General features: G+C 60.2%; 12 protein-coding genes. 11 read left to right on the plus strand and 1 reads right to left on the minus strand.

Annotated features, from left to right (window positions below; genetic code table 11):
* The first annotated feature begins 1 nt into the window (after position 1).
* The 6 genes from waaC to TX23_RS13335 are packed head-to-tail and all read left to right on the plus strand — an operon-like array spanning position 2 to position 5,930.
* Complete coding sequence (gene waaC, locus TX23_RS13310) at positions 2 to 1,063, plus strand: lipopolysaccharide heptosyltransferase I (RefSeq protein ID WP_057702540.1); 1,062 nt, start codon at positions 2 to 4, stop codon at positions 1,061 to 1,063.
* Positions 1,063 to 2,187 (plus strand): glycosyltransferase family 4 protein, encoded by a 1,125-nt coding sequence (locus tag TX23_RS13315; protein ID WP_057702541.1) that lies wholly within the window; start codon positions 1,063 to 1,065, stop codon positions 2,185 to 2,187. Before waaC ends, TX23_RS13315 begins: the two co-directional genes overlap by 1 nt.
* A complete protein-coding gene (gene rfaP / locus TX23_RS13320; protein WP_057702542.1) occupies positions 2,184 to 2,990 on the plus strand; it encodes a lipopolysaccharide core heptose(I) kinase RfaP in 807 nt (268 codons plus the stop codon). Before TX23_RS13315 ends, rfaP begins: the two co-directional genes overlap by 4 nt.
* Positions 2,990 to 3,724 carry a lipopolysaccharide kinase InaA family protein gene (locus TX23_RS13325; RefSeq protein WP_057702543.1) on the plus strand — a complete coding sequence of 245 codons (735 nt, stop codon included), beginning with the start codon at positions 2,990 to 2,992 and terminating at the stop codon, positions 3,722 to 3,724. The genes rfaP and TX23_RS13325 overlap by 1 nt, the downstream gene beginning before the upstream one ends.
* Positions 3,721 to 4,473, plus strand: coding sequence for a lipopolysaccharide kinase InaA family protein (locus TX23_RS13330; RefSeq protein WP_057702544.1), 753 nt, complete (start codon positions 3,721 to 3,723; stop codon positions 4,471 to 4,473). Before TX23_RS13325 ends, TX23_RS13330 begins: the two co-directional genes overlap by 4 nt.
* Entirely contained in the window at positions 4,473 to 5,930 is a 1,458-nt protein-coding gene (locus TX23_RS13335; protein ID WP_057702545.1) for a lipopolysaccharide kinase InaA family protein, read from the plus strand. Before TX23_RS13330 ends, TX23_RS13335 begins: the two co-directional genes overlap by 1 nt.
* 131 nt (positions 5,931 to 6,061) lie before the next feature.
* Here the strand turns inward: TX23_RS13335 and TX23_RS13340 are convergent, their stop codons facing one another.
* Positions 6,062 to 8,143 carry a TonB-dependent receptor family protein gene (locus TX23_RS13340; RefSeq protein WP_057702546.1) on the minus strand — a complete coding sequence of 694 codons (2,082 nt, stop codon included), beginning with the start codon at positions 8,141 to 8,143 and terminating at the stop codon, positions 6,062 to 6,064.
* A 196-nt stretch (positions 8,144 to 8,339) separates the two neighbouring features.
* Between TX23_RS13340 and TX23_RS13345 the strand changes: the two genes are divergently transcribed.
* From TX23_RS13345 to TX23_RS13365, 5 genes are all read left to right on the plus strand, one after another.
* Positions 8,340 to 8,672, plus strand: a complete 333-nt coding sequence (locus tag TX23_RS13345) for a YceK/YidQ family lipoprotein (RefSeq protein WP_082629618.1) — start codon at positions 8,340 to 8,342, stop codon at positions 8,670 to 8,672.
* A 133-nt stretch (positions 8,673 to 8,805) separates the two neighbouring features.
* On the plus strand, positions 8,806 to 10,563 hold the full coding sequence (locus TX23_RS13350) for a carbamoyltransferase family protein (RefSeq protein ID WP_057702547.1): 1,758 nt from the start codon (positions 8,806 to 8,808) through the stop codon (positions 10,561 to 10,563).
* Positions 10,547 to 11,677: a glycosyltransferase gene (locus TX23_RS13355; protein ID WP_057702548.1), complete on the plus strand. Its 1,131-nt coding sequence runs from the start codon at positions 10,547 to 10,549 to the stop codon at positions 11,675 to 11,677. Before TX23_RS13350 ends, TX23_RS13355 begins: the two co-directional genes overlap by 17 nt.
* Positions 11,677 to 12,573, plus strand: coding sequence for a GNAT family N-acetyltransferase (locus tag TX23_RS13360; protein ID WP_057702549.1), 897 nt, complete (start codon positions 11,677 to 11,679; stop codon positions 12,571 to 12,573). The genes TX23_RS13355 and TX23_RS13360 overlap by 1 nt, the downstream gene beginning before the upstream one ends.
* Complete coding sequence (locus TX23_RS13365) at positions 12,570 to 13,967, plus strand: PIG-L deacetylase family protein (protein WP_057702550.1); 1,398 nt, start codon at positions 12,570 to 12,572, stop codon at positions 13,965 to 13,967. Before TX23_RS13360 ends, TX23_RS13365 begins: the two co-directional genes overlap by 4 nt.
* Positions 13,968 to 13,970 lie beyond the last annotated feature (3 nt).

A 13,970-nucleotide genomic window follows, 5' to 3' on the forward strand; every position in this document is an offset into this window, starting at 1 on the left:
GTTGCGGGTACTGGTAGTCAAGACCTCATCCCTGGGCGATGTAATCCATGCCTTGCCGGCGTTGACCGATGCGGCACGGGCGATCCCCGGCATCCGCTTTGATTGGGCGGTGGAAGAAGGCTTTGCCGAAATTCCGACCTGGCACCCGGCGGTGGACAAGGTGATCCCGGTGGCGATCCGCCGCTGGCGCAAAAACCTTTGGCAGACCATCAAAAGTGGCGAATGGCGGCGTTTCAAACAGGCCGTGCAGTCGACCAAGTATGACCTGGTGATCGACGCCCAGGGTCTGCTGAAAAGCGCCTGGCTGACCCGCTATGTGCGTGCCCCGGTGGCCGGGTTTGATAAACACTCGGCCCGTGAGCCGCTCGCTGCGCGTTTTTATTCACGGCGTTTGGCCGTGGCCCGTGGGCAACATGCGGTGGAGCGCTTGCGCCAGCTGTTCGCCGTGGCCCTGGGCTACGACCTGCCCAAAGGCTTGGGCGACTATGGCTTGAGCGTCGAAAAGCTGCTTGGCCTGCCACCGAAAAAACCCTTTGTGTTGCTGTTGCACGGCACCACCTGGGACACCAAGCACTGGCCCGAAGCCTATTGGCGTGAGCTGGCGGAGCGCATGGGCCGCCTGGGCGTGGACGTGAAACTGCCGTGGGGCAACGCCGCCGAAAAGGCGCGGGCCGAGCGCCTGGCCCAGGGCCTGCCCAACGCCGAAGTGCTGCCCAAACTCAACCTGGCGGGTGTCGCCGGCGTGTTGGCGGGCGCACGTGCCTGTGTGGCGGTAGACACCGGCCTCGGTCACCTGGCGGCAGCGCTGGATGTACCCACCATTTCCCTGTTCGGCCCCACCAATCCGGGCCTTACGGGCGCTTACGGCAAGGGTCAGATCCATTTGGCCAGCGACTGGCCGTGTGCGCCGTGCCTGCAAAAGCAGTGTACTTATCAACCTACCGCCGACGACCTGCGGCGGTTCGACATCAAGCGTGAGTCGCCCCTGTGCTTCACGCGCTTGAATCCTGAGCGTGTAGCAAGCCGGCTGAGCACGTTGTTACTGGCTGAGGAGCAGCACTGATGCAATTGGCTTTTGTTCTGTACAAGTACTTTCCCTTCGGTGGCTTGCAGCGCGACTTTATGCGCATTGCCCTGGAGTGCCAGCAGCGCGGCCACAAGATTCGTGTCTATACGCTGATCTGGGAAGGCGACATCCCCGAAGGCTTTGAAGTGCTGGTGGCGCCGGTCAAGGCATTCTTCAACCATCGACGCAACGAGAAGCTCAGCGCCTGGATGGAAGCCGACCTCTCCAAGCGCCCGGTGGACCGTCTGATCGGCTTTAACAAAATGCCGGGTCTGGACGTGTATTACGCCGCCGATGGCTGTTTTGAAGACAAGGCGCAAAACTTGCGTCATTCGCTGTACCGTTATTTTGGTCGCTACAAACACTTTGCCGACTATGAGCGCGCCGTGTTCGCCAGGGACGCCAAGACCGAAATCCTGATGATCTCCGAGGTGCAGCAGCCGCTGTTCATCAAGCACTACGATACCCCGCTCACGCGTTTCCACTTGCTGCCTCCGGGTATTGCCCTGGACCGGCGTGCTCCGCCCGATGCGGCCGCGGTTCGCGAGGGATTTCGCAAGGAGTTCAGCCTGGCTGATGACGACTTGCTGGTGGTGCAAATAGGCTCGGGCTTCAAGACCAAGGGCGTCGACCGCAGCCTCAAGGCGCTGGCCGCGTTGCCGTCCGAGCTGAAGAAACGTACCCGTCTGTTTGTAATCGGCCAGGACGACCCCAAGGTATTCCAACTGCAGAGCGCAACATTGGGCTTGGGCGATAATGTGCAGTTCCTTAAGGGGCGTAGCGATATTCCGCGCTTCCTGCTGGGTGCCGACCTGTTGATCCACCCGGCGTATAACGAAAATACCGGCACGGTGTTGCTCGAAGCCCTGGTTGCTGGGTTGCCGGTACTGGTCTCGGCTGTGTGTGGTTATGCCCATTACATCGCCGAAGCCGACAGCGGCCTGGTCCTGAGTGAGCCGTATGAACAATCGCAGCTCAATGAGTACCTGACGCGGATGTTGACCGATTCTGCACAGCGCGCGGCCTGGAGCCGCAATGGGTTGGCCTTCGCTGAGACGGCTGACCTCTACAGCATGCCGCAGCACGCTGCGGATGTGATTCTGGCGGAGCCAAAACCATGAAGTTGATGCTTGCCGAACCATTCAAGACCCTCTGGGCCGGGCGCGATGCGTTCGCCGCTGTCGAGGGGTTGCAAGGCGAGGTGTACCGGGAACTCGAAGCGCGTCGCACGTTGCGTACCGAGGTGGAGGGGCGTGGCTATTTTGTGAAGATTCATCGCGGAATTGGCTGGGGCGAGATCGTCAAAAACCTGGTCACCGCCAAGCTGCCGGTGCTGGGGGCGGGTCAGGAGTGGCTGGCAATCCAGCGCTTGCAGGAACTGGGCGTGCCGACCATGACCGCTGTTGCCTATGGTGAAAGCGGTAGCAACCCCGCCGACCAGCACTCGTTCATCATCACCGAAGAGTTGGCGCCCACTGTCAGCCTGGAAGATTTCAGTATCGACTGGCTCAAGCAGCCGCCCGAGCCGCGCCTCAAACATGCGCTGATTGCCGAAGTGGCGCGCATGACCGGCATGATGCATCGCGGCGGGGTCAATCATCGGGACTGCTATATCTGCCACTTCCTGCTGCACACCGATACACCGGTCACTGCCGACAACTTCAAGCTATCGGTGATCGACCTGCATCGCGCCCAGACCCGCGACAAGATCAGCCATCGCTGGCGCGACAAGGACCTGGCAGCGCTGTATTTCTCGGCGTTGGACATTGGCCTGACCCGCCGCGACAAACTGCGCTTTCTCAAAGGTTATTTCCAGCAGCCGTTGCGTCAGATCCTCGCCGAAGAAAGTGCTTTGTTGCTGTGGCTTCAGGCCAAGGCCGACAAACTCTACGCACGCAAACAACGATACGGGGATGCGCTCTGATGGCGGGTTGGAACCTGGAACCTGCCTATGCCGCCCTGGCGGATGACTTTGGAAGCCTGGACGCGGTATTTGCCCTCCAGGGCGAGCAACTGACCCGCGATCCGCTGTCGGAAGTGATCCGGGTCGAGCGCGCAGGCGTGAACTATTACGTCAAGCGCTACGTGGGTGCCGGCAAAGGCTTGCGCCGTTACCTGGGCAGGCCGCGGGTGAAATCCGAATGGCAGAACCTCAAGCGCTTTGCCAAATGGGGCATCCCTACGGCTGATGTCGTCGCCTGGGGCCTGGATCGCAAGGGTTTGGCCTATAACCGTGGGGCGATGATTACCCGTGAGCTGCCCAGGACTGAAGACTTGTCGGTGCTGGCCGAGCGCAATGACGAGCGCCTGAAAGACCCCCAGTGGGTCGATAGCATCAGTCGCCAGCTCGCCGAATACACGCGCACCCTGCATGAGCACCGCTTCACCCATAACGACTTGAAGTGGCGCAACCTGCTGGTGGACGACCAGCGCACCCTGTACCTGATCGATTGCCCCAACGGCGATTTCTGGCGCGGTTTCTGGCTCAAATACCGCATCACCAAGGACCTGGCCTGTCTGGACAAGGTCGCCAAATATCACCTGTCGGCCACCCAGCGCCTGCGGTTCTACCTTCAATACCGCCAGAGTGCGCACTTATCGGCGTCGGACAAGCGGCGAATTCGTCACGTGGTGAAGTTTTTTGAGGGACGCGAATGAGTGACTTCCTGGCGGCCGAAGACCGCGCCTTGCTTGAGCGCAACGGTCTGACGACGTTCGATGCCCTGTGGGCCAAGCAACTGGATGCAGTGGATGAGCCCAATACCAGTCACGGTGGCTGGAGCAGTGTGTATCGCCTGGAGATTGAAGGCCAGGGCTACTACCTCAAGCGCCAGAGCAACTACCTGACGCGTACCTTGCACCGGCCGTTTGGCGAGCCGAGTTTTGCTCGCGAATTCCGTAATATCAGCCTGTATCGAAAGCTCGGAATCCCTGCATTGCAGGCGGCGTTCTTCGGTGAACGCAAGGTCGAGGGCGAGCGCCGGGCCATGCTGCTTACCCGTGCGCTGGATGGTTGGAATGACCTGGATTCGTTGCTGGAGCAGTGGCCGCAATTGAGCGCCGCCCAGCACCGTGCGATCCTGTTGGCGTGCGGCAAGCTGGCGCGTCATCTGCACAGCGTCGGCCAGGTGCATGGCTGTTTTTACCCCAAGCATATTTTCCTGCAGGCCACTGCTGAGGGGTATGCCGCGCAGCTGATCGATCTGGAAAAAACCCGCCCGTTGCTGTTTGGCTGGCGTGACCGGGTGAAGGATCTGGAACCGCTGCTGCGTCGCGCGCCGCAATGGTCAGACGCGCAGGTGCGCCAACTGCTGGCGGCGTATCTTGAGCAGGCCGAGGACAGTGACCTGGTGTCCACTTGGCACCAGCGCCTGACCGCACGCCGCAGCCACAAGGAGAACCGCTGATGCGTTTATCCGAGCTGAAAAATGCCGGTCGTAGCCCCAGCCTGCCGTTGACCGTCGATCTGGCGGATGCGGCAGGCTCGGGGCAGTTGCAACTGCTGAGCCTGTTGCGGGTATTGCCCGGGCAGCGTTACGTGGGAGCGGCGGTGTGGCGTGGTCGCCCGGTGCTGGCAAAATTGTTGGTCGGCAGCAAGGCCGCGCAGCACTTTCAGCGTGAGCTCAAGGGGGTTCGCCTGTTGGCCGAGCAAGGCCTGACCACGCCATTGCTGCTGGCCGATGGCTTGCAAGACGGCGAGGGCGGCTGGTTGCTGTTTGAGTTTATCGAAGGCGCCCAAAGCCTGGCCGATGCCTGGCACACCGTCGAGCATTTGCCGCCGTTGGCGGACGAGCAAACCGCCGTGCTCGCCGAAGCATTGGGCGCAATTGCCCAAATGCACGCCAAAGGCCTGTGGCAGGAAGATCTGCACCTGGACAACCTGCTGCGCCAGGACGGCAAGTTGTATTTGATCGATGGCGCAGGCATCCGTGTCGAAGAGGCGGGTAAACCGTTGTCGCGCAATCGAGTGTTGGAAAACCTCGGCGTGTTTTTCGCCCAACTGCCGAAAAATCTTGAACCGTTTACCGAAGAATTATTGGTGTACTACCTGCTGGGTAATGGCGAGCACGCCTTGCCGCTGCAAGCCCTGGAAAAGCAGGTGCGCAAAGTCAGCGCCTGGCGCCTGAAAGACTTCCTGGACAAGACTGGCCGCGAATGCACGTTGTTCAGCGTGGTGCGTGGCGCCTTTGGCTTGCGTGCGATTCGTCGCGAAGAAGAAGCGGCCATGTTGCCGGTGCTGGCGCAGGCAGACGCATTGCTCGACCAGGGCCACCTGTACAAAACCGGCGGCGCGGCGAGCGTGGCCAAGGTCGAAGTGGCCGGCCGGCCATTGGTGATCAAACGCTACAACATCAAGGGCTTCGCCCACTGGCTCAAGCGCTTCTGGCGCCCGAGCCGGGCCTGGCATTCCTGGCGCGAGGGTAACCGCCTTGCGTTTCTCGGTTTTGCTACGCCCAAGCCGCTGGCGGTATTGGAGAAGCGCTTTTTCTGGTTGCGCAGCCGTGCATATCTGGTCACCGAGTTTTTGCCAGGGCCGGACATCATCGAGCGTTTTGCGCCGTATGTTGAAAGCGGCGATGCGCCCGAGAGCGAGTTGCAAGCGCTGGAGCAGTTGTTTGCCGAGCTGATCCGCGAGCGCATCAGCCATGGGGATTTCAAGGGCCATAACCTGTTCTGGAATGACGGGCGCTGGGCGATGATCGATCTGGATGCCATGTGTCAGCACAGTTCCGTTGCCAGCTTCGCACCGGCCTATGCCAAGGATCGCGCGCGGTTTATGCGCAATTGGCCGCAAGACAGTGCGTTGTATCAGGTGATTGATCAGCGGTTGCCTAAAACCATCGTGGTTTCAGCGGGCGCTTGAGGTCCAATGTGGGGGGCTTGCCCCAATGCCCTGTAGGAGCGAGCTTGCTCGCGAAAAAACCATAGATGCTGCGTTTATTCAGGATGCACGCGTTATCGTTGACGTTTTTCGCGAGCAAGCTCGCTCCTACATTAGAATTGATATTCAGCCCCGGCGCCTGCATACCACGAGCGGCCCGGTGCTGCTTCGTAGTAACGCCTGTTGCTGTCACCCACGATCACTGACCCCACATATTGGCGATCCAGCAGGTTATCCAGGCGCAAGGTCTGGTGAAAGGTCCAGTGTTCGACCTTCTGCTCAAACCGTGCCCGCCAGTTGAATACGCTGTAGCCCGGTGCGGCGTGTTGGCTGTTGGTGTCTTCGACATAGACTTTGCTGCGGTACATGCCTTCGATGGCGGTACTGACCCAGTCCCGTGGTTTCCAGTTCAGTTCGGCGAACAGAGTGGTTTGTGGCACGCCGGGCAGGTAGTTGCCCTTGTCGATGGTGTTGGTGCCGCTGGTGAAATCACTGTCGTAGGTTGCTTGCAGTCGGGTATAGGCGAGGCTGGTACTCCAGTGCTCGCTCAGCTGGCTTTCCATACCCAGTTCGAAGCCGCGACGCAAGGTGCGACCGGCGTTCTGGTAGCTGGTGCGGCCTTGATCTGATTTGTTGATCACAAGTTCATTTTCGGTGGTGATCTGAAACACTGCGGCATTTATCCGCGTGTTGTTCAGTTGCGCCTTCACACCTATTTCATACTGAGTACTTTCAGACGGCTTCAAACCGAAGTTAAAGCCCTCGACGTTGCCCGGTGCATAGGCCAGCTCGGCCTGGGTCGGGGTTTCAAAGCCCTTGCCTGCGCTGATGTAGCCGCGCAGATCGGGCGTGAACGCATACATCACGCTCATCGAAGGCGTATTTTTCTGGTAGGTCTTGTTGCCGCTGGCGTCGCCATTGCTCAGGAATTGATCATCGACGTCCATTTGCATGGTGCTGTGCCGGATACCGGCTTGCAGGGTCCAGCGGTCGAGGGCCCAGTTGGCCTGGATATACGGATCGAGGCTACGAGCCGTGTCGATTTCGTCGCGGCGTAGCTGGCCTTTCACGCCGAGGGTGTTGCCGTTGTAGTTCTGATAGCCGTGACGGCTGTCTTCGCTTTGGTCGAAGTCCAGGCCGGTGATGATCATCAAGTCGCCGGGCGCACTGTCGATCGGCTGCATCCAGCGCACGCTGCCGCCGTAGAACTTGCGGTCGAATTGCACTACGCCACCGCCGCGCTCGTTGGCGGGTGTGCCTTTCGGGATCGACAGATACTGAGTCACACTGCGGCGCCCGGTATACGCATTCACCTGCAATGTCGCATTGCCGATGTAGCGCTCGTAATTCATCCCTACTTGCTGATGATCGATGCTTTTGCGCGTGTTATAGGTCAGCGCGTTGGCGCTCACTGAACGCGGATCGGCCTTGTACGCCGTCCAGGTTTGCCCCAGCGGATCCTGCGTACCGTTCTGCTCCAGGCTGCTGTAGATCAACGCCAGCTTGCTGTCGTCATCCGGCTCGACGTTGAGCTTGGCGAAAGTCTGGTCGCGCCGGGCGCTGCTGTGGTCGCGGTAGCCATTGGTGTCCATGCGCGAGGCATCGAGCACGAACCCGGCACCGTTGGCCGCGCCTTCAGCAGTGAGGTGGTTCTTGTTCAGGCCGTCGCTGCCCACCAGAGTTTCGGCGCCGACACGCGGCGGGCCTTCGCCGTCGCGGGAGAACATTTGGATAACGCCGCCGGCGTTACTGCCATACAGCGTTGCTGCCGGGCCGCGCAGCACTTCGATGCGCTCGGCGGTGTCGAGGTTGAAGGTTGCAGCCTGGCCCTGACCATCCGGGGTGCTGGCGGGGATGCCATCGGCGATCAGCTTGATACCCCGTACGCCAAACGCCGAACGGGCGCCGAAGCCGCGGGACGAGATCTGCAAGTCCTGTGCATAGTTCTGGCGGTTTTGCACCACCAGGCCGGGCACGCGGGACAGCGCTTCGGAGGCGTTGATGCCCAGTTGGCCGTCGCTGATCTGTTCGCGGCTGATACCGTCGACGGAATAGGGCAAATCGAACGTTGGGCTGGCACTGCGTGAGCCGATGACCACGCTGGGGTCAAGCATCAGTGGCGCATTGACGGCCTGGGCGTTGTTGCACAGGCCCAGCAAGAGCAGGGCAAGGCAGGGGGGAGTGGATGATGTCATGAAGTGGCAGAGTCTGTGGCGCAGGCGCAAAGACCGCGAGTTTAACGGTTCCCCTCGATTTTGCCGAATTCACAGGCCATTGGGCGGAACAGGAAGTTTCCCACACGAAGCGACGGCGTCTGTCTTCTCCTAATGCATTGGGTTCGCGAGGTCGGAGCTGCTAGATTCCGGGGCCTCCCAAAAAGAAGATCAGAATATGCGCACAAAGAGCATGAAAGTACTGGTGCTGGCGTGCATCGCATTGACGATGGCTGGCTGCGGAACGGTGACCACCGCACTTCGTGACGATGCCGTCACAGTTCGATCACTCAAAGCCAATAAAACCTATTGCCAGTCCGTTCCCCGTATCTACAGCGGGGTGACTTATAACCTGTGTATTTTGAATGGACCGCCGAACTCCCGCGGCGATGTGACAGTGAACAATGTGCCATGGACGCTCATTGATATCCCGCTCTCGGGCATCACGGACACGCTCCTGTTGCCCTACACGATCTACCGGCAAAGCGCCGACGGCAGCATCGAACTCTAAGAGCTTGCCGCTAACAGCTTCCTACTGCTTTTAAGCTATAATCCCGCCCTTTAGCTGTTTCTCGCCCAGGCGAGAGGCACACTTTTTTCAGGCGCGATGCGCCTGTATGCAGACTAAAAGAGGCTAGACCCCAGTGGCATTGACGATTCTTGGCCTGTCCGGCGCCCTTAGCCATGATCCTTCCGCAGCCCTGTATATCGACGGCAAGCTGATCGCGGCCGCCGAAGAAGAGCGCTTCGTACGCGACAAACATGCAAAGAACCGCATGCCCTACGAGTCGGCGAAGTTCTGCCTGGAGCAGGCTGGCATCAAGCCTTCGGACGTTGACGTGGTGGCGATCCCATTCGCCCCGATCAGCTTGTTCGGCGAGGCACGCTGGCACTACGCCAAGCGCTACTGGTACGCCCCGGACCGCGCCCTCGACGCGATCCTGATGGGCAACCGTCGTTACAAGCGCTATCGCAACAAGATCGTCTGGTGCCTGGAGCAACTGGGCTTCGATCCGAAGAAAATCAAGATCGAACCGGTTGAACACCACTTGGCTCACGCTTCCAGCGCCTACCACTGCTCGGGTTTCCAGGAAAAAACCGCGATCCTGGGCATTGACGGCAAGGGCGAGTACGCCACTACCTTCTTTGGCTACGGCGAAAACGGCAAGATCCACAAGATCAAGGAATTCTACGATCCGGACTCTCTAGGGGGCCTGTACGGTGCGATCACCGAGTTCCTCGGTTTCGAGATGCTCGACGGTGAGTTCAAGGTCATGGGCATGGCGCCGTACGGCGATGCCAGCAAATACGACTTCTCGCGCCTGGCCTCCTTTGAAAACGGCGAGCTGGTGATCAACACCGACTACGCCAACGTCATTGGCCTGCGCCGCTACAAAGAGAAGGGCAAGGGTTTCTACTTCTCGCCAAAACTGATCGAGTGGTTGGGCCCCAAGCGCGAAGGCGACATTGCCGACGAGCCTTACATCCATTACGCCGCCAGTATGCAGGCGCTGTTCGAGAAGCTGGCCCTGCAGATGATCGACCATTACCTGGGCGACATCCTCAAGGACACCGGCAAGCTGGCCTTCGCCGGCGGCTGTGCGCTGAACGTCAAGCTGAACCAGAAAATCATCGCCCGTGACGACGTCAAGGAACTGTTCGTGCAACCGGCTTCCGGCGATGCTGGCACCGCTGTCGGTGCGGCGGCCTACGTTTCCCATGCCCGTGGCGTACCGGTCGAGAAGATGGAACACGTCTATCTCGGCCCGTCCTACAGCAACGAAGACGTGATCGCCGCGTGCGCCAAGCACGAGAGCAAGCCGAACTGGCGCAAGATCGAAAACATGCCCAAGCGCATCGCCAAGATCATGGTCGACGGCAACCCGGTGGCCTGGTTCCAGGGCCGCATGGAGTTTGGCCCGCGTGCCTTGGGCGGTCGTTCGATCATCGGTTGCCCAAGCGCCACCGGCGTGGCTGACCGCATCAACCACCAGATCAAGTTCCGCGAGCGCTGGAGGCCTTTCTGCCCGTCGATGCTCGACACCGTGGCCCCGCAGATGATCAAGGTCGATCACCCGGCGCCGTTCATGACCTTCACCTTTGAAGTATCGGAAGAGTGGAAGACCCGCGTGCCGGAAGTGGTGCATGAAGATGGGACTTCCCGCGCCCAGGTACTCAAGCGCGAATACAACCCGCGCTACTACGACATGATGAAAGAGCTGGAAGTGCTGACCGGCAACGGCGTGTCCCTGAACACCTCGCTCAACCGTCGCGGCGAAGCGATGATCTGCTCGCCCACCGATGCGCTGAACATGTTCTTCGGCTCGGACCTGCAATACCTGATCATGGAAGACATTTTGGTCGTCAAGGACGGCGTGGACCCTTATGACGCGCTCGGCTGAACGCCACATCCTGCAGTTCTGCCACGGCTATGACGGGCCTTTCCTGGACTGTGCCAGGCAGTACGCCAGTTTGTTTGCAGGCACAGGTTATAAGGTGACCACGGTGTTTCTCACTGGGGTCGCCAACCCGCAAGTGGCCGCTGGTTGTGCGTCTGATGAAGTGTTGTTCATGGAGTTCAGCTCCAAGGCCATTCGTGGACTGAAGCTGGGCGCTATCCGCGAACTGCGCAAAATCGCCGCATCGCGCAACTTCAGTTTCTGTATCGCTCACCGGTTCAAGCCGATCTATATCGCTTTGCTTGGCACACGGCTGCCGGTGATCGGGGTACATCACGCCTTTGGTGATTACCAGCGCGGCAGCCGCAGGCTGTTTGCCGGGTTTTTCCGCAAGCGCCTGAGCCTGCTGGGGGTTTCTGACGCTGTGCGTGATGACATGCGCCGCTGCCTGCCGGCCTGGCCCGCAGCGCGTATTCAGACCTTGTATAACCGCATTGAAGTCGACGCGTTGCAGGCTATTCAGGTGCCTGCGTTAGAGGCGCGCGATGCCTTGGGCTTGTCGCCGGATGACTGGGTGGTTGGCAATGTTGGCCGACTGCACCCGGACAAAGACCAGGCCACTCTGCTTAAGGGTTTCGCTCTGGCGCTGCCGCACTTGCCGGTCGAGAGTCGCCTGGCGATCCTCGGTACCGGGCGCCTGGAACAAGATCTGAAAGCCCAGGCTCGGGAATTGGGGATTGCCGATCAGGTGCTGTTTCTAGGCCAGGTGCCGGATGCGCGCCGCTATTTTCGGGCATTTGATGTGTTTGCCCTGAGCTCCGACCATGAACCGTTTGGCATGGTGCTGCTTGAAGCCATGGCAGCCGGCGTGCCGTTGCTTGCCACGTCCTGTGGTGGCGCGCGGGAAGTGGTCGAAGGAGTGGGTATCCTGTTCCCCTTCAATGACGCTGAACACCTCGCCCAAGGGTTGCGACACCTGGCGGCGATGGATCAGCATCAACAACGCCAGTGTGCCGAGATGATGTTGGAGCGCCTGCGTACATGTTTCTCGGATCAGGCGGTACGCGATACCTTCTGGCAACTGCCGCACGTTATTGAACTGACCGCGGGGGTTTGATGCTCAATCGATTCCAAGGCTGGCGCGAGCGGGGCTGGTCAGTCGTCGACGCACCTGCCTATGACGAAGCCTGGCAGCGTTTTGGCGGCAGCGTCGCCACCCATCCACAGGTGATCGAGCGCCTGGCCGGGCTGGCTGATATTCCGGTGCGCTATCTGGCCTGGGAGCAGGGCGGTGAGCGGCAGGCATGCATCGCTACCTGGGGGCGCGACCTGGCGTTGTCCAAGAACGTACTCAAGCAAGCTGGCAAGAAAGGCCTGTTTGACTTGGGGAATGCCGAGCTGATCCTGCCAGCTGCCGCCAATGCCGAGGCGCCGTTGCGTCACCGTGCACGCTACCTGTCGATCTTGAACGAAGGCCGTTTCAGCGGTCTCAAGCCTCAGGCCGAGCAATTGGCTATGGCACGTACTCCGGAAGAACTGTCGAAGAAATTTCGCTACAACCAACGCCGCGAACTGCGCTTGCTGGAGGACGCCGGTGGTGTGGTACGGCCGGTGAGCGAGTTTACCGACGCTGAACTGGCGGCGATCTATTGCGATCTGTTCTTGCGCCGCTGGGGCTTCGTCGCCACGGGGGCCGAGCACATGGCTGAGGTGATCGGGCTGCTGCGTGAGTGGCTGATCGGCTCGGTGATTTTCCTCAACGATGCACCTATCGCCGTGCAACTGGTGTACCGAGTCGAGTCGCCGGAATGGATCAGCGTGGAGTACGTCAACGGTGGAGTGGATCCCCAAACCCGCTCATTCAGCCCGGGCAGCGTGTTGAGCTTCCTCAATACCCAGAGCGCCTGGGAGCAAGCGCGCGAGGTCGGTAAGCCGCTACGGTTTTCCTTCGGGCGCGCCGACCGTGAATACAAGGACCGTTGGTGCAATCCTGTACCGGTGCTGAGCGTATGAGCCGCAAACAACAATTGCTCAAGCGCCATCGTCGCAACAAACGCGTTGGTCTGTTGATTGGCCTGCTGTTGCTTGTTGTGATCGGCGTCTGGGTTGCGTGGTGGCTGCCCTTTGTACTCGGCGTGCTGGCTTGGGTCGCGCATGAGGCGTGGTTTGCCGACCATCTGTTTTATGCGCCCGATGAAGATTATCGCTACAGATTTGCGACGGATGCCGAAGTAGCGGGGATTCGCTTGGAAGGTGGGCGGCTGCTGACGGATCAGCGCTTGGCGGCCGATGCGACCCTGGTATTGGCCGTTAAGATCAAGAGTAGCTGGTTGGGGCGTTTTTTTGATCCTGTCGTAGCAATATCCGGCGGCGAAAGCCCGGATCGCCAAGCCTTCGAGCGTGGTGTGAACGGCATGCGTTACCTCAACCTCAGTGGCTTGGCACCTGCCTTGATGGCGGGTGAACTGAGACTGCGCGGACGGTTCTGCGACGTGCAGGGGCCACCCAGGCTGTGGGCCTGGAACCAGCCGGATTACTTGGCGCAGCGCGTGATGGTTATCGCACCCCATGCCGACGATGCCGAGCTGGCCGCGTTCGGTCTTTACAGTCAGGCGCGAGCGCCGTGGATCGTAACCATCACCGCCGGAGAAATCGAAGCCGAGCACTATCGCGACATGGGCATGGACCCGGTCGAAGCCTCAAGGCTCAAAGGTCGCCTGCGTGCCTGGGACAGCATTGCTGTACCGCGTTGGGCCGGGGTGCCGCAGGCGCAGTGCGTGCAGTTGGGGTATTTCTGCCTGCAGCTGTCGGCGATGCGTGCCACACCCGATCAGGCGGTCGCCTCCCGAGAAGCCGATCTCAAGGATATTCGTCTGTTTCGCCAGTTCAACCCTTTTCCGATGCCGGCCGATCGGGATGGTTTGCCAACCTGGAATAACCTGTTGGCCGATCTGCGCCAGCTACTGCTGACGGCACGGCCCGAGGTGATTGTGCTGCCTCATCCCGTTCTCGACCCCCACCCTGATCACATCTGCGCTCAGCAGGCAGTGATTGAGGCCCTGGCGGGACTGGAATGGCAGCCCGCGACGATATTGGGTTACGCCAACCATCTGCATGACAATGATCGTTGGCCGATGGGCGACACCAGCACTGGCATCGCCTTGCCGCCGCAGTTCGATGACACGCTTGAGCTGAGCCCGTTCAGCTTGCCGTTGTCATTGGCGCAACAGCGCGACAAGGCTATGGCGCTCGGCATGATGCATGACCTGCAACCCCCGGCGCCGTTCAAGCGTCGTTTGCGGCGTTGGCTGCAGCGTGCATTGGCCGGTCGGGTGCCGTCCCCCTATGGTGATAACGAATTTTTCCGCAAGGCCGTACGACGGCATGAGTTGTTCTGGCGTTTGTGAAAG

The organism is Pseudomonas paralactis (assembly GCF_001439735.1).
GTDB lineage: Bacteria > Pseudomonadota > Gammaproteobacteria > Pseudomonadales > Pseudomonadaceae > Aquipseudomonas > Aquipseudomonas paralactis.